Source organism: Rhizobium anhuiense bv. trifolii (assembly GCF_024346605.1).
GTDB lineage: Bacteria > Pseudomonadota > Alphaproteobacteria > Rhizobiales > Rhizobiaceae > Rhizobium > Rhizobium anhuiense.
In genome coordinates this window covers 549,332-571,080 of the sequence record NZ_CP098801.1, presented here as the reverse complement: position 1 = coordinate 571,080, position 21,749 = coordinate 549,332, and the positions used below count along the sequence as shown (strand labels likewise).

Here is a 21,749-nt window from a genome sequence, read left to right as displayed (position 1 = left end):
TGCCACGGCCTTTTCAGCCCTTGGCCTTCAGGACGAGGACCGGCTGGCTGCGATAGTCGGCGGGAAACAGCGACTTGAGGTTCTCGATTTTCGGCAGGTCGTTATAGACGATATAGGGATAGGTCGGATTGAGCGTCAGGAAATCCTGATGATAAGCTTCGGCGGGATAGAAGCCGGTGGCTTCGGACACCTTGGTGACGATCGGCTGGGCGAAGACATGCGCCTTGTCGAGCTGCTCGATATAGCTCTCGGCGACCTTGCGCTGCTCGGGATCGGAGACGAACAGCGCCGAGCGGTATTGCGTTCCCCGATCCGGACCCTGGAAATTCAGCTGCGTCGGGTTGTGCGCCACCGAGAAGAAGATCTGTAGCAACTTGCCGTAACTCACCTGATTCGGATCGAACTTGACCTGAACGGATTCGGCGTGACCCGTCGCGCCGGTGCTCACGGTTTCATATTGCGCCGTTTTGGCATCGCCGCCGGCATAGCCGGAGACGGCGCTCTTAACGCCCTTCACGTGTTGGAAGACGCCCTGGACGCCCCAGAAACAGCCGCCGGCGAAAATGGCCGTCTCGGTGCCGGATCCGGCCGCCTGGTCAACGGCTGGCGGCGGGATGACGACCGCCTCCTCGGCCGCGGCTACGCCACACGCACTGAGCGAGACGACGGCGGCGGCAAGGAACACGGCAAGGCGCCGGCGATGGGAAGACGTGGACATTGCGCTACCTCCTGCGACAGCCCAAATTCTTGCGCATCCTTGCAAAACCCGCAAATCACAAGCCGGTCACTCACGCCGATGTGACAGCTGGACGAAAGCCCCTGTGCGAACATGAAACAGCGCTCAACTTGAGTTGACAATCCCGCGAGGAGTGAGGAGAGTGCCGCCGATCAGAGCCTGCATTTCCGGGGGGAACCTATGTCCGTGCGCTCGTTCTTTGCATTCGCGACAATCGCTTTTTTTTCCACGATCGCCGTCAGCCTTCCCGCCGCCGCTGCGGACACCAAGCGCGACATCCAGACGATCAAGGACGCCGATTTCTTCGGTTTCGATCTTCGCACCGAGCAGAATGTCTCGCTCGATCAGTGCAAGACCTCCTGCATCGGCGACAAGAGCTGCAAGGCCTTCACCTACAATCCCAAGGTGAAATGGTGTTTCCTGAAATCCGATTTCAAGACGATGAATGCTTTCCCCGGCGCGATCGCCGGCAAGATCGTCGAAACATCAGGCAAGCAGGAGCCCGAAATCGGCGCCGCGCCGCGCCTGACCTTCCTGACCAACGACCTCATCCAGCAGGCCCATGACTTCAAGGACAATCTGGCGCTTACCGACGACCAGCAGGGCCAGGGCGTCGACAGCCTGACGGCCAATGCCCGCATCGACCTCACCGCCAACAATCTGGCCGAGGCGCTGAAGTCCTTCCATGGCGCGCTGTCGATCACCCCTGACGACGCCGATCTCTGGCTCGAAACCGCCCGCGCCGCCGCTTCGCTCGGCAACGCCGAGACCAACACATCCGGCCAGGCCGTGCTCGACGCGCTGAACGGCTACGAGCTGACGCGCACCAAGGCCAAGCGCGCCGAGGCGCTCGCCGTCCTCGCCGACGCCCTGGACCGCAACGCCAATTACCGCTCGGCGCTCGACGCCTACAAGGCGAGCCTGGCGCTGGTTGCCTCCGACGATGTTCAGACCGCCTACCTGCAGCTGAAATCGACGCAGGGCTTCCGCATCACCGAACACACGGTCGATGCCGACAGCGCCACGCCGCGCGCCTGCGTCACCTTCTCCGAGGCGCTGGTCAAGACCACCGACTACACGCCCTTCGTGACGCTGAACGGGGCAGCTCCCAAGGCGCTGGAAACCAAGGACAAGCAGATCTGCGTCGAGGGGCTGACGCATGGCGAGACCTACAAGATCGCTTTCCGCACCGGCCTGCCGTCCTCCGTCGACGAGGCGCTCGAAGCACCCGTCAGCATCGACGTCTATATCAAGGACCGCAGCCAGATGGTGCGTTTCACCGGCGACAGCTTCGTGCTGCCCTCGACGGCGCGCCGCGGCATCCCGCTCGTCTCGGTCAACCTGAACTCGGCCAATCTCAAACTCTACCGCATCGGCGATCGCGCCATTGCGCCGCTCTTGACCAATTCGCAATTCCTGACTCAGCTCGACGGCTACAGCGCCCAGAACATTCAGGACCAGAATGGCGAACTCGTCTGGCAGGGCTCGATCGACATCGCCAACGAGCTCAACAAGGACATCGTCACCAGCTTCCCGGTCGACGAGGCGCTGCCCGAGCGCAAGCCCGGCATCTACGTGCTGACGGCAACAGGCCCGAATGGCCCGGCGCAGGAGTGGGATTCACAGGCGACCCAATGGTTCCTGGTCTCCGATATCGGCGTCACCACCTATGCCGGCACCGACGGGCTCAACGTCTTCACCCGTTCGCTCGCCTCGGCCAAGCCGATCGCAGGTGTCGAACTGCAGCTTCTCGCCAAGAACAATGAAGTGCTCGGCACCGCGACGACCGACGAAAACGGCCGCGCCACCTTCACCGCCGGCCTGATCCGCGGCACGGCGGCGCTCACACCCGCCGTCATCGCCGCCAGGAACGGGACCTCGGACTACGTCTTCCTCGACATGACACGCGCCGGCTTCGACCTTTCCGACCGCGGCGTGACGGGCCGCGCCGCCCCCGGCGCGATCGACGTGCTGACCTTCACCGAACGCGGCATCTACCGCGCCGGCGAAACGGTGCATGCCCAGGCGCTCGCCCGCGACACCGACGGCAACGCCATCGAGAACCTGCCGCTCACCTTCATCTTCAGCCGCCCCGATGGCGTCGAAGACCGGCGGATCGTCAGCCAGACCAGCAATCTCGGCGGTTATTCCATCGATTTCCCAACCCAGGAAACCGCCATGCGCGGCACCTGGACGATGAACATCTATACCGATCCCAAGGGCAGCGCGATCGCCAGCAAGAGTTTCCTGGTCGACGATTTCGTCCCCGATCGCACCGACATGGAGATCAAGACCGAGGCCAAGGAAGTCGGTTCGGACACGCCGGCGACGATCACCGTTTCGGGCAAATATCTCTACGGCGCCCCGGCCGCCGGGCTGACGCTCGAAGGCGATGTCGTCGTCAAGCCGACGCGTGAGAGTGCTGTCTTTAAGGGCTTTCTGTTCGGCCTCGCCGACGAAGAGGCGAGCGAGGATTCGCGCCTGCCGATCGATGGCCTGCCGGAACTCGACGAGAACGGCGAAGCCTCGACGGATCTCACCATCAGCGACCTGCCGGCCACGACGCAGCTGCTCAACGCCACTGTCTACATACGCATGCAGGAAGCGGGCGGCCGCGCCATCGAGCGCTCTCTGACCATTCCGGTGAAGAACGAGCGGGCGTCTATCGGCATCAAGCCGGAATTTTCCGGCGACCTGCCGGAGAACTCGATCGCCAACTTCACGGTGATCGGCGTCAATGCCGCCGGGCAGAAGCAGGAGGCGAAGAGCCTGCGCTGGAAATTCTACAGCCTCAATCGCGAATACCAATGGTATCGCGAGGGAACGGCGTGGAAATACGAGCCGGTCTACACCGCCGAGCAGGTTTCCAACGGCAGCGTCGACGCGACGATGGATGGCGGCAAGATTTCCGTTCCGGTGACCTGGGGCCGATATCGTCTCGAAGTGGAAAGCCCGGATGTCGACGGCCCGACCTCCAGCGTCGAATTCGACGCCGGCTGGTTCGTCACCTCGACCTCGACCGAAACGCCCGACGGGCTGGAAATCGCCCTCGACAAGGACAGTTACAAGATCGGCGAGACCGCCAAGCTGAAAGTCACCTCGCGTTACGGCGGCGAGCTGATGGTGACGGCCGGCACCGAAAAGCTGGTCGCCGTGCAGAACGCTGCGATCGGCGATACCGGCGGCGAGGTCGACATCCCCGTCACAGCAGACTGGGGTGCCGGCGCTTATGTCACAGCCACGCTCTTCCGTCCCGGCGATGCCCAGGACAGCCATATGCCGATGCGCTCGATCGGCATCAAATGGCTGAAGGTCGATCCCGAACAGCGTGCGCTGCAGGTAACGCTCGCAACACCCGAAAAAATGCTACCGCGCGGGCCGCTCGATATCGGCCTGCAGGTGACGGGCGCCGGCGCCAACGAGGACGCCTATTTGACGGTTGCCGCCGTCGATGTCGGCATTCTCAACCTGACGCGCTACGAACCGCCGAACCCGGAAGACTGGTATTTCGGCCAGCGCCAACTCGGCCTTGAAATCCGCGACCTCTATGGCCGGCTGATCGACGGCTCGCTCGGTGCGACCGGCAAGCTCAGGACCGGTGGTGACGGCGGCGCCGTGGCGCTGCAGGCAAGCCCGCCGACGCAGAAGCTCGTCGCCTTCTTCTCCGGGCCGGTGAAGCTCGACGCCGAAGGCAAGGCCCATGTCTCCTTCGACATTCCGCAATTCAACGGCACGGCGCGCGTCATGGCGGTCGCCTGGTCGAAATCAGGTGTCGGCCACGGCGTCAAGGATGTCATCATCCGCGACCCTGTCGTGGTGACCGCAAGCCTGCCGAAATTCCTCGCCCCCGGCGACAAGGCCAATCTGCGCCTCGACATCGCCAACACCGACGCGCCGGCCGGCGATTACAAGCTGCAGCTGACCGGCAATGATGCCGTCGGCATCGAACAGGCTTCCGCCGCGCAGACGATCCGCCTCGAGGCCGGAGCGAAATCCGAGTTGACGCTTTCGCTCGTCGGCAAACAGCCAGGCGCCGGCAGCGTCTCGATCAACCTTTCCGATGCTTCCGGCCTGTCGCTCGACCAAACCGTCGACGTGCCGGTGCGCCCTGCATCGCTGCCGATCACCGAACGGCGGGTGCTGGCGCTGAAGCCGGGAGCAAAGCTCACCGTCGACAAGAACCTGCTGGCCGATAGCGTGCTGCCCGGCGCCTCGATCAGCGTCAACGTCACACGTTCGGCCGCCTTCGATATCCCGGCCTTGCTGATGACGCTCGACCGCTATCCCTTCGGCTGCGCCGAGCAGACCACCAGCCGGGCGCTGCCGCTGCTCTACCTCGCCGAAGTGGCAAAGCAGGCCGGCACGGCAAATGACGAGGACGTGCACCAGCGCGTGCAGGACGCGATCTACCGCGTGCTCTCCTACCAGGCCTCGGCCGGTAGCTTCGGCCTCTGGGGACCGGATTCGGGCGACGTCTGGCTCGATTCCTACGTCACCGATTTCCTGACGCGGGCCCGTGAAATGAAATATGACGTGCCGGAAAGGGCCTTCGTGCAGGCGCTGGAAAACCTGCAGAACACTCTGTCCTACACCACCGACATCAAGGGCCAGGGCGATCAGATCGCCTATGCCATCTACGTCCTTGCCCGCAACAAGAAGGCCGCGATCAGCGATCTGCGCTACTATGCCGATACGATGATCAACGACTTCCCGACGCCGCTCGCCAAGGCGCATATCGCTGCGGCACTGGCCCTCTATGGCGATGCGCAGCGTTCGAAGAATATCTTCCTCGACGCGCTGCAGATGTCGGAGCAATCGATGGTGTCGCGCGTGAACCTGTCGCGCACCGACTACGGCACGATCCTGCGCGATGGTGCTGCGATCCTGGCGCTCGCCGCCGAAAGCCGGCCGGTGCCGCCTGTCATCCCGGAACTCGCCAAGGCCGTCGGCAAGGAATGGGGGCGCAGCAAATATAAGAGCACGCAGGAAGAAACCTGGATGCTGCTTGCCGCGCGCGCCATTCAGGGCGGTGACGATGGACTGAAGGTCGATGTCAATGGCGCGCCGCATACCGGCGCCTACATGGCCCGCATGACCGGCGATGCGCTCGCCGACCATCCGCTGACGCTGACCAACCAGACGAACGACACGGTTTCGGCTGCAGTCACCACCGTTGCCGCCCCCACAGTGCCGCTGCCGGCCGGTGGCGACGGCTTCATCATCGAGCGCAGCTACTACACGCTCGACGGCGAAGAGGCGAATGTCAGCGAGGCGAAGCAGAACGAACGCTACGTCGTCGTCATCCATGTGCGCGAAACCAATGACTGGCCGTCGCGCATCGTCATCACCGATCTCCTGCCCGCCGGTTTCGAGATCGACAATCCGAATCTCGTCGACAGTGCCCAGATGACGAATTTCGATTGGATCGGCGAGATCTCGGCCGCCCATACCGAATTCCGCTATGACCGCTTCGTTGCCGCCTTCAACCGCGCAACAGGCGACAATCGCGAATTCAACGTCGCCTATGTCGTGCGCGCCGTCACCCCCGGCACCTACGACCATCCGGCGGCAAGCGTCGAGGACATGTACCGGCCGGAGCTTTCGGCCCGCACGGCGACCGGCAAGATGGAGGTCCTCGCAGCGCAATAATGAAGCGGTGGCACAAGATCGCGATCGGATCCGCGGCCGGCATCGTTCTTGCCGGCGCGGCTCTCTTTGCGCTCGACGCTGCCGACAAGGCTTATCCGCCGCCATTGGACAGGGCGAATGCCGTCTCCGCCGAGGTGCTGGATGCCGACGGGCAATTGCTGCGTGCCTTCGCGACCTCAGAAGGCCGCTGGCGGCTGAAGACGGCGGTCTCCGACGTCGATCCGCAATTCCTGCGCATGCTGATCGCCTATGAGGACCAGCGTTTTTATGATCACGGCGGCGTCGATCCCTGGGCGCTCGGGCGTGCCGCCATGCAATTGGTCGGCAATGGCCGCATCGTTTCCGGCGCCTCGACCCTGTCGATGCAGGTGGCGCGGCTGATCGAGCCGCGCGAAGGGCGTTCGCTTTCGGCAAAGCTCCTGCAATTGGTGCGCGCCGTGCAGATCGAGCGGCGGCTGTCGAAAGAACAGATCCTCGATCTCTACCTGACGCATGCGCCTTATGGCGGCAATCTGGAAGGTGTGCGCGCCGCAAGCCTTGCCTATTTCGGCAAGGAACCGCGCCGCCTCACGGTCGCAGAGGCGGCTTTGCTCGTCGCCCTGCCGCAATTGCCGGAACGGCGCCGGCCGGACCGCAATCTCAAGGCAGCCGAGGCTGCGCGCAAGCGTGTGCTTGACCGTGTGGCGGTGGCGGAAGCCGTGGGCGATGGCGAAGCGGAGCGTGCCGAGGGTGTCGCGGTCCCACCGCGGCGCATGCAATTGCCCGCACTTGCCGCCCATGTCGCGGAAGCCGCGCTGCGCAAGGAGCCTGATGTCCTCAAGCATCAGACGACCTTGAAGAAGCAGGTGCAGCAGGGGCTGGAATCGGTTGCGCGGGCAGCGGCCATGAAGCTCGGGCCGAAGCTGTCGCTCGCCATGGTGATGGCGGATGCGCAAACCGGCGCGATCGTCGGGGAGGTCGGCTCGGCCGATTATTTCGACGCCAGCCGCTCCGGCTGGATCGACATGACCCGCGTCAACCGCTCGCCGGGCTCGACGCTGAAGCCGTTCATCTATGGGCTCGCCTTCGAACAAGGCTTGGTGTCCCAGGAAACGATCATCGAAGACCGGCCCGCCGATTTCTTCGGCTACCGGCCGCGCAATTTCGACATGAGCTATCAGGGCGACGTCACCGTGCGCGAGGCGCTGCAGCTTTCGCTGAACGTGCCGGCGGTCAAGCTGCTCGATGCGGTCGGGCCGTCGCGGCTGATGGTGCGCTTCCGCCGCGCCGAGGTGCGCCCGGTCCTGCCGCCGAATGAGACGCCGGGGCTGGCGATCGGTCTTGGCGGCGTCGGCATCACATTGAAGGATCTGGTGCAGCTCTATACGGCGCTCGCCAATCGCGGCCAGCCGGCAAGGCTCGGCGACGGTGTCACCGGCGCACCGGGCAAGCTCGACGGCGAACTGCTGCTGGAGCCGGTCGCGGTCTGGAACGTCGCCGATATTCTCTCCGGCGTCATTCCGCCCGCCGGCGCGCCGCAGCGCGGCATCGCCTACAAGACCGGCACGAGCTATGGCTATCGCGACGCCTGGTCGGTCGGCTATGACGGGCGCTATGTCCTCGGCGTCTGGGTCGGACGGCCGGACAATAGCGCCGTGCCGGGATTGACCGGCTATGGCACCGCAGCACCCATCCTGTTCGAGGGCTTCGCCAAGTCCGGCATCGCAACGACGCCGCTGCCCCGCCCGCCGGCCGGCGCCATGCGCATCGCCCAGTCCGAGCTGCCGATCAGCCAGCGCCGTTTTGCGCTGAATGCCAATGGCCTGCTCGTCGCCTCCGGTCGCGAGGCCGCACCGCAGATCATCTATCCGCCCGAGGGCGCGCATGTGGATCTCGGCGCTGGAGCAGGCAACCTGTCACCCCTGATGCTGAAGCTGCAGGGCGGCCGCGCCCCCTTCCGCTGGCTAGCCAACGGCAAGCCGCTGCCCGACCTCTCGCGCCGGCGCACCCAGCAATGGCTGCCCGATGGCGGCGGCTACTCGAAACTGACCGTCATCGACTCGGGCGGGAGGGCCGCAAGCGTGGGCGTCTTCATCGACTAACGCATCGCGCTTTGCGCGTCTGAAAAGACGCGCGGCGCTGTAAGGGAACAAAAACCCGGCCACAACCGTTGGAGAGGGTCTCCCTCCAACGTCAGACGGCCTCATGACACTTCCGACCGCGACCTACCGGATCCAATTCCGCAACGGCATGACTTTCGATCGCGCCTGCGACCTCGTCCCCTATCTCAAGACGCTTGGCATCAGCCACCTCTATACCTCGCCGATCTTTACCGCCGTCAGCGGCTCGACCCACGGCTATGACGTGACAGACGCCAACGAAATCGACCCGACGCTTGGCGGCCGGGCCGGATTCGAGCGGCTGACGGAAAGTCTCGCCTCGGCCGGCATGGGACTGATCCTCGACATAGTACCGAACCACATGGCGGCCTCGCCGGAAAACGGCTGGTGGCGCGACGTATTGGCATTCGGCCGGCAGAGCGCTTATGCCAGCCACTTCGACATCGACTGGAGCGAGCCGCTGACCCTGCCACAGCTCGGTCAGGATTTCGATCGCGCTCTGGCCGGCGGCGAGCTGCGCATCGCGCTCGACGAAACGCATGGCAATTTCGCGCTCGGTTACTTCGAGACGCTGTTGCCGCTGAACCCCACGAGTTACGGCGCCCTCGCAAACCGGCTCGACGATCCCGTCGCCACCCGAATGGCGGAGGCTGCGGCCGAGACGTCCGGCGAGGATTTCAACCGCACGATGCGCGATATCCTCTTCGAAGGCGGCGATCGGGCCATCCTCCAGCAAAAGCTCGACGAGGTCTCGGCCGATCTCGATTTCCTGAGAAGCCTGCACGAGGAACAGCATTGGCGGCTGACCCACTGGAAGGACGCGGCACGGCATCTGAGTTATCGCCGTTTTTTCGAGGTGACCGGCCTGGTCGGAACCCGCGTCGAAGATCCCGCGGTGTTCGAGGACATGCACCGGCTGGTGATCGAGCTGGTGCGCCATGGCAAGGTGCAAGGCCTGCGCATCGACCATGTCGACGGGCTGGCCGAACCCAAGGCCTATCTCGACAGGTTGCGGGAGGCGGTGGGACCAGACACCTATATCGTCGTCGAAAAGATCCTCGGACGCGGTGAGGTCCTGCCGGAGAACTGGCCGGTCGCCGGCACCACGGGATATGAGTTCATCGCCGCGCTCAGCGAGCTGTTCATTGAGAGCAGCGGTCTGCGCATATTGGACGGAGCCTATCGCAGCCTCGCCGGCGAGACCGGCAATCTCGAAGAGAGCCGGCAGATTGCCAAGCGACTGATGGTCGAACGCAATTTCGCCGGCGAGACCGACAGGCTGGTGTCGATCGCGGCAGGCATCTTTCCCGAGCTGAAAAGAGACGAGATCGCCACCGCGCTCTGCGAACTGCTGATCGCCTTTCCCGTCTACCGCACCTATGGCGACGGAGGCCCGCTTTCCTGGCAGGATGCAGCGGTCCTTGCCGGGACCGCGTCGCAGGTTTTGCCAAAGCTCGATGATCGCAGTGCCTGCGACCATGTCCTGAAGCTTCTCGAAGGCAAGATCGAAGGTGATGCGGCCCATGCGTTCCGGATCCGCTTCCAGCAATTGAGCGGGCCAGTGATGGCGAAGGCGACAGAGGATACGCTGTTCTATCGCTACAACAGGCTGCTTGCCGCAAACGAAGTGGGCGGCGAACCGGGCAAGGCGCCCGGCGGCATGGAGGAATTCCACCGTCGCATGGCCGAGCGGGCGCGGCTGCAGCCGCATGGGCTTTCGGCGAGCGCCACCCACGACACCAAACGCGGTGAGGATGCGCGCGCCAGGCTTTACGCGCTGAGCGAGGGCGCGGATGTCTTTGCCCAGGCGGTGGAGCGTTGGCGCGACATGAACCGGCCGTGGCTGCAGGAACTGGCGGATGGCATTGCACCGGAGCCGAATGTCGAATGGATGCTCTATCAGGCGCTGGCCGGCATCTGGCCGGAAGACTTCGACAGAGGACGGACGGAAGAACTGCGCGAACGCCTTGCCGACTACGCGGTCAAAGCCGTGCGCGAGGCGAAACTGCGCGGCGATTGGACGGAACAGAATGCCGCTTACGAGGAGGCGGTGACGACCTATGCCACGGCGCTGGTTTCACCTGAGAATGACGCCTTCCTCGAAGATTTCGAAAGGGTGCTGCAGCCCTTCATCGCGGCGGGTTACCTCAACAGCCTGTCGCAGACGCTGCTCAAGCTGACAGCCCCCGGCATTCCCGATATCTACCAGGGTGCGGAGGGTTTCGACTTCAGCCTGGTTGATCCCGACAACCGTCGGCCGGTCGATCATGAACGGCTGGCGGCCTGGCTTGATGAAGCCGGGCCGATCGCCAAGCTGCAGGCGGCGGCGCTGAAACAGCGCATCGTCGCGATCGGCCTGCAGTTGCGCCAACGGTATGTGGACCTCTTTGCCAGAGGCGACTATCTGCCGCTGAAGGTGACGGGCAACCGCCGCGATCATGTGCTCGCCTTTGCCCGGGTGCATAAGAGTGATTTCGCGATCGTCGCCGCGCCGCGGCTGATGTTCGGCTGGCTCGACCCTGGCGTGCTCTTTGCCGGCCCGGAATTTTGGGAGGATACGGCGATCGCTGTCCCCTCCCCGCTTCACGGGCTGAAGGCGGATCTGGTGACCGGAAAGACGATCGAGCCCGGGGGCAGCATCTCGGTCGCCGCCCTGCTCGGGAGCCAGCCGGTCGGGCTGATCACCCCACTCTGAGGTATCCAGCGCCAACGCATCGGACATTCGTCAAAATAGTGCTTGACCTTCCAGTTGCTGGAAGGTTCATAACCCTATCCAGATGCCGCTCCCGGCGCGGAGAGAGTTATGAATATCAAGCACGAACACGATCACCATCACAGCCACGCCCATGGCGACAATCATTGCCATTGCGGCCATGATCAGGAGAAGGCTGCCGACGCCATTGTCCGTGATCCCATCTGCGGCATGACCGTCGATCCGCAGGCCGGCAAGCCCTCACTCGACCATGGCGGCCGCACCTATCATTTCTGTTCCGAGCATTGCCGAACGAAATTTGCGGCTGCACCCGAGGATTACCTGACGGCGAAGGACCCCGTCTGCGGCATGAGCGTCGATCGCTCGACGGCGAGATATTTCCTGAAAGCCGAGGGCGAGAAATTCTATTTCTGCTCGGCCGCGTGCCAGGCGAAGTTCGAAGCCGACCCTGCAGCCTACCGCGATGGCCAGCGCCCGACGACAAAACCGGCGCCGAAGGGTACGCTCTATACCTGCCCGATGCATCCTGAAGTCGTCAGCGATCGCCCCGGCGACTGCCCGAAATGCGGCATGGCGCTGGAGCCGATGGGCATCCCCCCAGCCGACGAAGGCCCAAACCCGGAACTCGTCGATTTCGTCAGGCGGCTCTGGGTCAGCGCCATCCTTGCCCTGCCGCTGCTGGCGCTCGGCATGGGGCCGATGCTCGGCCTGCCGCTCCGCGAAGCGATCGGCGAGCCGCAGGCGACCTTCATCGAACTGCTGCTGGCAACCCCGGTGGTGCTCTGGGCCGCCCTGCCCTTCTTCCGCCGCGCATGGGCGTCCGTTGTCAACCGCAGCCCGAATATGTGGACGCTGATCGGTCTCGGTGTCGGCACCGCCTATCTCTACAGCGTCGTCGCCACGCTTGCGCCCGGCATCTTCCCGATGAGTTTTCGTGGCCATGGCGCGGCCGTGCCGGTCTATTTCGAGGCAGCGGCCGTCATCGTCGCGCTCGTCTTCGTCGGCCAAGTGCTGGAATTGAAAGCGCGCGAACGCACCGGCTCGGCAATCCGCGCTTTGCTGGACCTTGCGCCGAAGACAGCACGCCGCATCGATGCCGAAGGCAACGAAAGTGACGTGCCGGTGGACGATATCAATGTCGCCGACCGGCTGCGCGTTCGCCCCGGCGAGCGGGTGCCGGTGGACGGTTCCGTCCTCGAGGGCCAGTCGACCGTCGATGAATCGATGATATCGGGCGAGCCCCTGCCCGTAGAGAAATCGAAAGGCGATCCGCTGACCGGCGGCACGATCAACAAGAACGGCACCTTCCTGATGTCCGCCGAGAAGGTCGGCGCAGACACGGTGCTGTCGCGCATCGTCGACATGGTCGCCAAGGCACAGCGCTCGCGGGCGCCGATCCAGGGGGCGGTCGATAGAGTATCGGCCGTCTTCGTGCCGGCGGTCGTCGCCGTCGCCCTTCTTGCCTTCCTCGCCTGGGCCGCGATCGGGCCGGAGCCGCGCATGGCGAACGGCCTGCTTGCCGCCGTCGCCGTTCTGATCATCGCCTGCCCCTGTGCGCTCGGCCTTGCGACGCCGATGTCGATCATGATCGCAACGGGGCGTGGTGCTGGAGAAGGCGTGCTGATCAAAGATGCCGAAGCGCTAGAACGCTTCTCCAAGGTCGATACGCTGATCGTCGACAAGACGGGCACGCTGACCGAAGGAAAGCCGAAGCTTACCGATATCGCAGCCTTCGGCGGGGTCGGGGAAGACCGGCTGCTATCGCTGGCGGCAAGCCTGGAGCGCGGCTCCGAACATCCGCTGGCCGAAGCGATCGTTTCCGGCGCCGAGGAGCGCGGTGTCGCCTTCGTCGAGGTCACCGGCTTCGAGGCAACGACCGGCAAGGGCGTTCAGGGCATTGCCGACGGCACGATGGTCGCGCTCGGCAATGCGGCGATGCTTGCCGATCTCGGCATCGATCCGGCAGCACTTAGCGAGAAGACCGAAGCTCTGCGGGGCGACGGCAAGACGGTGATGTTCGTGGTGTTCGACGGCGCGCTTGCCGGGCTTGTTGCCGTTGCCGACCGGATCAAGCCGACAACGGCTGCCGCCATCCAGGCGCTGCATGACAGTGGGTTGAAGATCATCATGGCGACGGGCGACAATGAGCGCACGGCGCGGGCGGTGGCAAAAAGCCTCGGCATCGACGAGGTGCGCGCCGATGTGCTTCCGGAAGGCAAGAAGGCGCTGATCGATGAACTGCGTAGCAAAGGCGCTATCATCGCCATGGCCGGCGACGGCGTCAATGACGCGCCGGCGCTTGCCGCCGCCGATGTCGGCATCGCCATGGGCACCGGCGCCGACGTCGCGATGGAAAGCGCCGGCATCACTTTGGTGAAGGGCGATCTCACCGGCATCGTCAGGGCGCGGCGGCTGGCGGAGGCGACGATGCGCAACATCCGCCAGAATCTCGGCTTCGCCTTCGGCTATAATGCGCTCGGCGTGCCGGTCGCCGCCGGCGTGCTCTATCCGATCTTCGGGCTGCTGCTTTCGCCGATGATCGCCGCGGCAGCGATGAGCCTCTCCTCCGTCTCGGTGATTTCAAATGCGCTGAGACTGCGCTTTGCAAAACTATAGGAGATAGCGATGAATATCGGCGAAGCATCGGAACGGTCCGGCCTGCCGTCTAAGACCATCCGCTACTACGAGGATATCGGCCTCATCCGCCCCGAAAGGGGTGGAAACGGCTATCGCGACTATGCCGCGACCGACGTCCACAAGCTGCGTTTCCTGCAGCGCTCGCGCGGCCTCGGCTTTTCGGTCGAGGAATGCCGGCAACTGCTGGCGCTCTACGAGGACAAGGATCGGGCGAGCGCCGACGTTAGGGATATCGCTCAGACAAAGCTTACCGAGATCGACCGCAAGATCCGCGAGCTGACGGAACTGCGCCGGACGCTGGAGCACCTCGTGCATGCCTGCCACGGCAACGACAGGCCGGACTGTCCGATCCTCGAAGAGCTTTCGGACGGCGCCTGACCATTTCGCACGAGCAGGCCGATTCAGGCGGCCTGCATCAGGAAAGCGGTTGTATGTTCTGGTTGGCCGCCTGCGAAGTTTGAGCCCGCTCGTCGGGCTCGTCCTCTTCACCCTCGTCCAGCACGCCGTCATCCAGCCGGTGCTTGATCGCCAGCGCATAGATCACGTCGAGAATATTGCGGTCTCTGAGATGAGGATCGGTCAGCGCGAGAAGCGAGGCCCGGACGATCTTCTTGCTGGTGGCCTTCGGACAACGCGCCTTGACGAAATCATAGAGCGCCTCATCCGTCAGCCCTTCCATGGCGCCGTCCACGAGAGCTTCGTAGACCCGCTTCTTTTCCTTCATTCTTTATTTTTCCCCTGCAAATCAGCGGCGTCATGATCTGTCATGTAATTGTCACACACAATCGCCGATTTGAGGCGCCTGTCCACTGGAGAAGAATGTCCGATCGTGGTCCGGGCAGCATTCTTTTGGCTGATCAACTTTTTTGACCCGGCCGGGAATAAAATCGGCTGCACTTGCGTATACTCAATCATGGAACGCAAAGACCGCCCCTTCGATGTCATCGGACAGCTTGCAGCGCTGAGGCGCTACGCGCGCTCGCTGGTGCGCAATTCGGACGAGGCGGAGGATCTGGTGCACGATGCGCTGGTGCGCGCCTTCGAGAAGCGCAAGAGCTTCCGCAGCGGCGGCAACCTGCGCACCTGGCTGCTCTCCATCCTGCACAATGCCCATATCGACCGTCTGCGCCGGAACCGGTCGCTGACGCGCCGCCACGACGAGGCGGCTGTCGAAGCCGAGCAGTCGCTGCCGGCCGGCCAGGAACATGCTGTGCGCCTGCAGCAGGTGCGCGACGCCTTCTTCGACCTGCCGGAGGAACAGCGCGAGGCGCTGCATCTCGTCGCCATCGAAGACCTTTCCTACCAGGAAGCAGCCCAGGCGCTCGGCATTCCCGTGGGGACGCTGATGTCGCGCATCTCGCGGGCTCGCGCGCAGCTGCGCGAATTCGAGGAGAAGACACCACGCGTTTCGCATCTGAGAATTATCGGAGGGAACGGCAATGAAAGCAATTGATCCGATCCTCGATGCCGATCTCGACGCCTACGTCGATGGCGAACTCGATGTCGCCCGTCGCATCCAGGTGGAATCCTATCTTTCCGAGCATCCGGCGATTGCCGCCAAGGTGATGGCCGACCTCAGCGTCAAGGGCGAACTGCGTCTGGCGCTTGCCGGCGAAAGTGCCTTCGGCCGCCCCGAGACCCGCGATGCCGCCCGCCGGCTGGAACGTGGCCTTTCCTATGGCCGCATCTTCCATTCCATGCAGCGCATTGCCGCCGTCGGTATCCTGATCGCCGCCGGCTGGGTGGCGCACAATTCCTTCGGCGCCTTCTCGGCGACAGAGGTGTCGGCTTCCGTTCCGGCGCCCGCCTATGTCGAGGATGCCGTTCGCGCTTATCAGACCGCGGCCCTGCGCCAATCGATGCCTTCGCAGACATCGGCCACCTATAACGCTGACGACATCCGCGCCGCCACCGCGATCGTGATGCCCGAACTGCCTGGGGATTGGAAAGTTGCCGACGTGCAGATCTTCCCGTCCGAATTCGGCCCCAGCGTCGAAATGGCGATCGAGCAGTCCGATGGAAAGCGGCTGTCGCTTTTCGCCGTCCGCCCGGGCGCCTTCGAAGTCAAGCCGGTCAGTCATCTCACGCTTGAGAAAGCAGAAGCCGCCTATTGGCAGATCGGCGAGGTCGCCTATGCACTCATCGCCGACGATAGCGGTCTCAATCTCGACCAGGCGGCCGAACGGCTCGCCCGCTCGCTCTATTAATTCAAACCGAGGAGATCAGCATGAACCCGATCAATCCCCGCTACGGTGCCGTCGCCGGCTCCCAGGCCCTCTTCGACGAAGGCCTGCGCCAGCATATGCTGCGCGTCTACAACTATATGGCTCTCGGCCTCGCCATTACGGGCCTCGTGGCCTTTGTCGTCGGCTCGACGCCGGCACTCTACGTCCCGATCTTCGGCTCGCCGCTGAAGTGGGTGGTGATGCTTGCTCCGCTCGCCTTCGTCTTCTTCTTCTCGTTCAAGATCCAGACGATGTCGGCCAGCACCGCTCAGATCACCTTCTGGGCCTTCTGCGCCGTGATGGGCCTGTCGCTCGCTTCCGTCTTCCTGGTCTTCACCGGGATGAGCATTGCGCGGACCTTCTTCATCACCGCCACGATGTTCGGCGCCACCAGCCTCTACGGCTATGCGACCAAGCGTGACCTCTCGCGCATGGGCTCGTTCCTGATGATGGGCCTGTTCGGCATCATCATCGCCAGCATCGTCAACATCTTCCTGGGTTCGAGCGCACTGCAGTTTGCGATCTCGGTGATCGGCATCGTCGTCTTCGTCGGCCTCACCGCCTACGACACGCAGAACATCAAGGAACAGTATTCGGAGAACTTCGATCAGGAATCGAACCAGAAGCTCGCCGTTTTCGGTGCGCTCTCGCTCTACCTGAACTTCGTCAACATCTTCCAGCTTCTGCTCAACTTCACCGGCGAGCGGGAATAGGACTGCGCTTCTGGGGGCAAAGGAAGCGCAAGAGCGCCTGGTCTGCAGTCTGTGACAGGATGGCTGGCTGGGTGCTCACCTAAAGGAAACGGCCGGGCCAACGCCCGGCCGTTTTCGTTTCAAGCGAACCGCGTCAAATCGCACTCATGCGACGCGCTTTAAATCTTTGTCTTATGCATGTCGTTGTCCCAAAGCCGCTGCACACTTTTGGGCGACATGCACTAGATGATACCCCAGGCGCGATAGCGGCCGCGGCCGGTGATTTCGCGAATGCCGATCTCGTTGACGAGGTTGAGCGCGCCGCGCGGCGTAATGCGCAGATGACGGGCGATCATCGCCGCCGAGACCATCGGCCGCGACAGGATGAAATCGGCAAGCTCCGGCAGGCTGCTGTTCGAACGGCGGCCGCGAAAGCGCAGCTCCATCTGTGTGCGCGCCAGGGACAGGCGGTCGATTTCCTTGAGGCCGGCCGCAGCCCCGAGATGCATCGCCTCCAGAAAGGCTAGCAGCCGTGTCGCCCGATCGCGCGCCCGACGACGCTCATGGCGCACCAGTTTCAGTCCGCCGTAGAAAGAAAAGAGGTGCGAGGCAACCTTGCCGCGGGCGCGCAGCTGGCTTGCGACCAGAAGACCGCCGAGCCAGTGCTGACGCCGCAACGGCTCGATCCTCTCCCAGGCTTCGAAAAGGATGACGGCGCCGAGAACCGGCGGCAAGCTGTCGGCCAATGGCAGTACGCTCCGCCACTCCGCAAGCCGCTGTTCCTCGTCCCATTCGTCGTCACCAAGCAAGCCGAGAGGATCTTCGTTGGGCCTTGCCGGGGCAACGGCCGTCTCGCCTGCCGGCGTTTTCCCGGTATGGATATCGAGCAGCTTCTGCGAGCGCGCAAGCAGCGCATCGATCTCCGCCATTTCGGCCGCGAGCGGCCCGTCCTCATCCTCGCCCTCTTCATCGGCCTCAACCGGAGCTGCGAGGCTCTTGGCGTCCTGCGCTTTCCCCTCCCCTTCCCCGCCGGTCGCGGTCAGCGTTGCGAGGCCCGCGACGCCAAGTGCCCAGCCGGGTTCGCCGGTCCATATGCGCCGACGTGCCCGCAGCACGGAATGGGCGATCGTCAGTTCGTGGGTCGGAGCGCGGCTATCCATATGCGCATCATGCAAAACGAGATCCTCGACATGCACGAGTTCGCCGGCCACCCAAAGCGCGCCGGCGGCATCGAAGAAATGACTACGTTCGGCAAAGCCTTCGCCGACCACCGAACGCAACACCCGCTCGTCCAGCCGCGCCAGCGCATCCTCCGCCGCGGTAAGGGAGGGAAGCAGAGTTTGGAGCATTGCACCGTCGATATCGTAGCGCATTGTTAAACTTTACGGTTTTTCACAAATGGAAGCAAAATACGAGTTTCTTTCCGATGTATGCCATGGTTAACGATGTATTTCAACAAAAGGTCTGGGAAGGAGCCGTTAAGATGGCTGATCGAGCGGCTGCATAAGGAAGCACTCGGACGCGGCATGGCGTTCAGGCATGCCTGCGATTTCTCTCAGATAGACAATCGCATCCTTCGAAGTACCGCTGCTTGCAATCCCCACCACCTCACGCCGTTCGCGAACGGTAACGATCGCCCGGTTCAAAATGGGTGTCTTCGAAGATTGTCAGCTTGTCGACCTCATTAGCTGCGCCAACCAATTCGAAAACGAAGTCTGTTTTTGCAGGTCGAGGTCAAATTCTGGCTGCGCCGCTTCCCACTGGCACCGATCTCTCAGGCTAGCCAATCCGGACCCACCCCGGCTGAAGCTATGATCGGGCATCAAAGATCGTGACATTCAAGAGCGTAACCCACACCGTATAGCGTGCGAATCTTCAGATTGCGGAGTCCTGCAAATGCTTTTCGCAGCCGGCCGATATGCACGTCAACCGTCCGGCTTTCCACGGCGTGCGGAGCTGGCCAAACGGCCTCGATGAGTTGCATGCGCGTACTGATCTGCCCCTGCCTTTCCAATAGGAATTTAAAGATTCTCATCTCCATTGGCGCAAGTGCTATTCTTGTGCCTGACACCACGACGACGTGCGACCCGAGGACGACCTCGGCGGTGGCAGCAAAATTTAGTTGGGTTAGCGCCTCCGAGCGCGGCCTTATGCCGTGGAGAAAGGCGAGAAGCTTTGAAGGCGACAAAGGACGTGTGATGCCTTCGTCGAGCCCGGCCTTGATCAACTCCAAGTGTTGGGCACGCGTGTCCTCACCGATAAGAGCACCCACTGGAATCCCTGAATTCTTCAAGAGCGCACATAACGGCGCAATATCACTCGACCACCCTGCACAATCCAGTACGATGGCGGAAACCCCTGCAGATGCGCAGGCTACCACGACATCGTCGTCACTTGCAGCAAGACGCGCCTCGAAGCCCTCACAACGCAGGATATGCGCGAGGAGCAGATAAAGCTCAGCGTTCCGTGAGCAAACCAGAATGACAGAAGCCATGTCGATTGCCTCTTTCCTAGCCAGACAAAACGGCAAAACTCAACTCGGCGCGAATTCGCCACCGTTGACATCTATGATGGCTCCATTGACGAACCCGGCATCTTCCGATGCCAGGAATGCAATGACCCCGGCGACGTCGTCCGGAGAACCGAGCCTGCCGGCTGGAATACGAGCCAGCGCGTCGATGTTGGTGTTGTTTTGCGGGGAGCCTGTCAGTGGCGTCAGGATGCGACCTGGCGCCACGACATTTGATGTTATGCCATAGGGGCCATATTGAGACACCAGCGCACGGGACAACCCTGAAAGTGCGGCTTTGGACGTCGCATAAGCGGCGCCTGCGATCCGTGGTCTCGTCCGGCCGGCAAGAGAGCCAACGAATATGACCCGTCCGTAACCCTTTTCCTTCATCACGGGCAAAACGGCTCGACAACACAGCATCGCCCCCGTCAGGTTGACGGAGAGCACGTCGTTCCACTCTTCCAGGGTAAGGTCGGCGGAAAGACCTTTTGGCGAAATCCCCGCGTTGCAAACGAGAATCCCAGGTGCGCCCAAGACACGACCGACTTCGCCGAAAAAGGAATTGATGGCCTCAGGTTCGCGGAGATCGACCTTTTTCGCCAGCCACCGCTCTGGCTCGAAAGCCTCGGCAAGCGCGGCCCCTGCGGCGATGACGCTTGCATCACCATGGCTGAAGACGGCAACCCGATGTCCCGCACTGAGCAGACGAAACGCAGCGGCAAGACCGATTCCGGTCGTGCCACCGCTGACGACCGCAACACGCGGGGTATCCTGGCTCATGCTGCCTGATCCAATGCAGCGAATAGCGAAATCGGGGGATGGGCGTCGGCGTCCGTTATCACCTCGATCAGCAAAGGCCCTTCTTCACGCAGGCCGCGCTCGAGGCAACGAGGAAGATCGGCGGGATCAGAGATTCGAACAGCCGGGCAGCCGCAAGCTTCGGCAATCTGTCGATGATCGACATCCGCGAAGCTGCAGGCGGTGGTGAAGCTGCCGAACTTGACGGTTTCAGCATCACGCTGGAAGCCGAGGATGCCGTTGTTCAAGACGATGATGAGTACGGGTAGCTTGCTCCGCACCATGGTCTCCAGCTCCGCCCAGCTATGCGCGAAGCCGCCGTCCCCTACGATGGCGACCACCGGCTCGTCCGGCCTCGCCGCTTTTGCACCGAGCGCAAGTGGCAAGCCCCACCCGAGTCCAGCAAGACCCCGCGGCGACAGGAAGCGCATACCGGAGGAAAGAGCCCGCAATTGGCCAGCTATCCACATTGAGGAATAGCTCGCATCGGCAACAACGGTCGTCTCTGCCGTCAGCACTTGCTGCAGGTCCGACATGACCCGCTCGGGACGTATCGGACTGTTCTCCGAACCAGCTACGGATTCCCGCTCCGTGTCAAACGCGCGCCAGAAACCGGCGATCCGGGCCGTCATCTTATCGCGCTGCGATGCGCGGTACGAGAGATCGCGTCGGGCAAGCGCGCTTCGAAGTGCGCTAATGGTTTCGGCCGCATCGCCTGCCAATCTGACCGCTTCGTAGTTGCGCCCGATTTCGGTGGGATCGACATCGATGTGGATGACTGATGCGGACCGGGGGATTTGGCGCCAACTGTCAGTGCCGTTCTGATTGGTTCGCGTTCCGACCAGAATGACGAGATCGGCCTCTTCGACAAGGGCAAGCGTGTGCCGCCCAAGCGATCGCGGCCCGACGAGAGCCCCGAGAACGCCAGCTGACAGCGGATGGTATTCGTCGACGGCGCCTTTTCCCATATTGGTCGTCAGCACGGGAAGCGAGGCTTCGTCCTGTAGCCCCGAAAGCTCGCCAGCGGCATGGCTCGCATGGACGCCTCCTCCGGCTATGATGATGGGTGCCTGGGCCGTGGCGATCATTGAGGCCGCGCGCTCGATGTCACAATCGCGCGGACGTAACCGATCGAGCGGCCAGTGGCCTAGGACAGCCTCACGACGAAAGGGCGAAGGGACTATCTGCTCCCGCAAGAGGTCGGCCGGGAGCAGGAGAGCTGCCGGTCCTGGCCGGCCCGAGGCGGCTGCCGTGAAGGCAGCATCGACATAATCGTCGATCCGCTCCGCTACGAGAACTTTTCGCACCCACTTCGTGCAGGATTGGAATAGGGTAAGATGATCGAGTTCCTGGAATGCATTACGGTCAGCCTGATCGCGTTCGACATCCTGGACGAGAGCAACGACCGGAACGCTCGCCTTCAGCGCCTCGGCCAGCGGCGGAACAAGAAGCGTTGCGGCAGGTCCGTTCTGCGCTGCGACCACGCCGACCTTGCCGGAAAGGCGCGCATAGCCGTCGGCCATGGTCCCTCCCATATTTTCCTGTCGGTAGGCGATTTGACGGATGCCGATTGCTTCGGCCGCAAGGATAACCGCCGAAGGCAGGCTCTGAGCAAAGATATGGGTGACGCCATGCCTCTTCAGGCAAAGAGCGATCCGCTCGGCGACGGTTAGATTATTGGTTGCCAT

14 protein-coding genes are annotated in these 21,749 nt (G+C 63.1%); 8 read left to right on the top strand and 6 right to left on the bottom strand.

Features of this window, described 5'->3' with window-relative positions; genetic code table 11:
* Positions 1-13 precede the first annotated feature (13 nt).
* A complete protein-coding gene (gene msrA, locus NE851_RS02780; protein ID WP_254956119.1) occupies positions 14-718 on the bottom strand; it encodes a peptide-methionine (S)-S-oxide reductase MsrA in 705 nt (234 codons plus the stop codon).
* 198 nt (positions 719-916) lie between these two features.
* Here msrA and NE851_RS02775 point away from each other — a divergent pair, with 198 nt between their 5' ends.
* The 5 genes from NE851_RS02775 (at position 917) to cueR (ending at position 14,212) form a co-directional block, all read left to right on the top strand.
* Complete coding sequence (locus NE851_RS02775; RefSeq protein ID WP_254956108.1) at positions 917-6,385, top strand: alpha-2-macroglobulin family protein; 5,469 nt, start codon at positions 917-919, stop codon at positions 6,383-6,385.
* A complete protein-coding gene (gene pbpC, locus NE851_RS02770; protein WP_254956106.1) occupies positions 6,385-8,466 on the top strand; it encodes a penicillin-binding protein 1C in 2,082 nt (693 codons plus the stop codon). Before NE851_RS02775 ends, pbpC begins: the two co-directional genes overlap by 1 nt.
* A gap of 103 nt (positions 8,467-8,569) precedes the next feature.
* Entirely contained in the window at positions 8,570-11,179 is a 2,610-nt protein-coding gene (gene treY / locus NE851_RS02765; protein ID WP_183844756.1) for a malto-oligosyltrehalose synthase, read from the top strand.
* Between the two features lie 108 nt (positions 11,180-11,287).
* Entirely contained in the window at positions 11,288-13,813 is a 2,526-nt protein-coding gene (locus NE851_RS02760; protein WP_028759051.1) for a heavy metal translocating P-type ATPase, read from the top strand.
* Positions 13,814-13,822: 9 nt separating this feature from the next.
* The gene (gene cueR / locus NE851_RS02755) at positions 13,823-14,212 is read left to right on the top strand and encodes a Cu(I)-responsive transcriptional regulator (protein WP_097543521.1); all 390 of its coding nucleotides are present in this window, start codon (positions 13,823-13,825) and stop codon (positions 14,210-14,212) included.
* 37 nt (positions 14,213-14,249) lie between these two features.
* Here the strand turns inward: cueR and NE851_RS02750 are convergent, their stop codons facing one another.
* On the bottom strand, positions 14,250-14,558 hold the full coding sequence (locus NE851_RS02750) for a hypothetical protein (RefSeq protein WP_028759112.1): 309 nt from the start codon (positions 14,556-14,558) through the stop codon (positions 14,250-14,252).
* 189 nt (positions 14,559-14,747) lie between these two features.
* On the opposite strand from NE851_RS02750, the gene NE851_RS02745 reads away from it, so the two are divergent.
* From NE851_RS02745 to NE851_RS02735, 3 genes are read left to right on the top strand one after another with little or no spacing between them, the layout of a single operon-like run.
* Positions 14,748-15,287 carry a sigma-70 family RNA polymerase sigma factor gene (locus NE851_RS02745; protein ID WP_003553462.1) on the top strand — a complete coding sequence of 180 codons (540 nt, stop codon included), beginning with the start codon at positions 14,748-14,750 and terminating at the stop codon, positions 15,285-15,287.
* Positions 15,274-16,041 carry an anti-sigma factor family protein gene (locus NE851_RS02740; RefSeq protein ID WP_028759110.1) on the top strand — a complete coding sequence of 256 codons (768 nt, stop codon included), beginning with the start codon at positions 15,274-15,276 and terminating at the stop codon, positions 16,039-16,041. The genes NE851_RS02745 and NE851_RS02740 overlap by 14 nt, the downstream gene beginning before the upstream one ends.
* A 20-nt stretch (positions 16,042-16,061) precedes the next feature.
* On the top strand, positions 16,062-16,772 hold the full coding sequence (locus NE851_RS02735; protein WP_028759109.1) for a Bax inhibitor-1/YccA family protein: 711 nt from the start codon (positions 16,062-16,064) through the stop codon (positions 16,770-16,772).
* 221 nt (positions 16,773-16,993) lie between these two features.
* Here NE851_RS02735 and NE851_RS02730 read toward each other — a convergent pair whose 3' ends face one another.
* From NE851_RS02730 to NE851_RS02715, 4 genes are all read right to left on the bottom strand, one after another.
* Complete coding sequence (locus NE851_RS02730; RefSeq protein ID WP_097595603.1) at positions 16,994-18,124, bottom strand: RHE_PE00001 family protein; 1,131 nt, start codon at positions 18,122-18,124, stop codon at positions 16,994-16,996.
* Between the two features lie 449 nt (positions 18,125-18,573).
* Complete coding sequence (locus NE851_RS02725) at positions 18,574-19,245, bottom strand: response regulator transcription factor (RefSeq protein WP_028758519.1); 672 nt, start codon at positions 19,243-19,245, stop codon at positions 18,574-18,576.
* A gap of 39 nt (positions 19,246-19,284) precedes the next feature.
* Positions 19,285-20,043 (bottom strand): 3-oxoacyl-ACP reductase FabG, encoded by a 759-nt coding sequence (gene fabG / locus NE851_RS02720; RefSeq protein ID WP_028758520.1) that lies wholly within the window; start codon positions 20,041-20,043, stop codon positions 19,285-19,287.
* The gene (locus NE851_RS02715) at positions 20,040-21,749 is read right to left on the bottom strand and encodes an acetolactate synthase catalytic subunit (RefSeq protein ID WP_028758521.1); all 1,710 of its coding nucleotides are present in this window, start codon (positions 21,747-21,749) and stop codon (positions 20,040-20,042) included. Before NE851_RS02715 ends, fabG begins: the two co-directional genes overlap by 4 nt.

Coding starts and splice junctions, on each gene's coding strand:
- NE851_RS02730 (WP_097595603.1), bottom strand. CDS start 18,124: ATGCGCTACGATATCGACGGTGCAATGCTCCAAACTCTGCTTCCCTCC.
- NE851_RS02750 (WP_028759112.1), bottom strand. CDS start 14,558: ATGAAGGAAAAGAAGCGGGTCTACGAAGCTCTCGTGGACGGCGCCATG.
- NE851_RS02745 (WP_003553462.1), top strand. CDS start 14,748: ATGGAACGCAAAGACCGCCCCTTCGATGTCATCGGACAGCTTGCAGCG.
- treY (WP_183844756.1), top strand. CDS start 8,570: ATGACACTTCCGACCGCGACCTACCGGATCCAATTCCGCAACGGCATG.
- NE851_RS02715 (WP_028758521.1), bottom strand. CDS start 21,749: ATGGCAACCAATAATCTAACCGTCGCCGAGCGGATCGCTCTTTGCCTG.
- cueR (WP_097543521.1), top strand. CDS start 13,823: ATGAATATCGGCGAAGCATCGGAACGGTCCGGCCTGCCGTCTAAGACC.
- msrA (WP_254956119.1), bottom strand. CDS start 718: ATGTCCACGTCTTCCCATCGCCGGCGCCTTGCCGTGTTCCTTGCCGCC.
- NE851_RS02725 (WP_028758519.1), bottom strand. CDS start 19,245: ATGGCTTCTGTCATTCTGGTTTGCTCACGGAACGCTGAGCTTTATCTG.
- pbpC (WP_254956106.1), top strand. CDS start 6,385: ATGAAGCGGTGGCACAAGATCGCGATCGGATCCGCGGCCGGCATCGTT.
- fabG (WP_028758520.1), bottom strand. CDS start 20,043: ATGAGCCAGGATACCCCGCGTGTTGCGGTCGTCAGCGGTGGCACGACC.
- NE851_RS02735 (WP_028759109.1), top strand. CDS start 16,062: ATGAACCCGATCAATCCCCGCTACGGTGCCGTCGCCGGCTCCCAGGCC.
- NE851_RS02740 (WP_028759110.1), top strand. CDS start 15,274: ATGAAAGCAATTGATCCGATCCTCGATGCCGATCTCGACGCCTACGTC.
- NE851_RS02760 (WP_028759051.1), top strand. CDS start 11,288: ATGAATATCAAGCACGAACACGATCACCATCACAGCCACGCCCATGGC.
- NE851_RS02775 (WP_254956108.1), top strand. CDS start 917: ATGTCCGTGCGCTCGTTCTTTGCATTCGCGACAATCGCTTTTTTTTCC.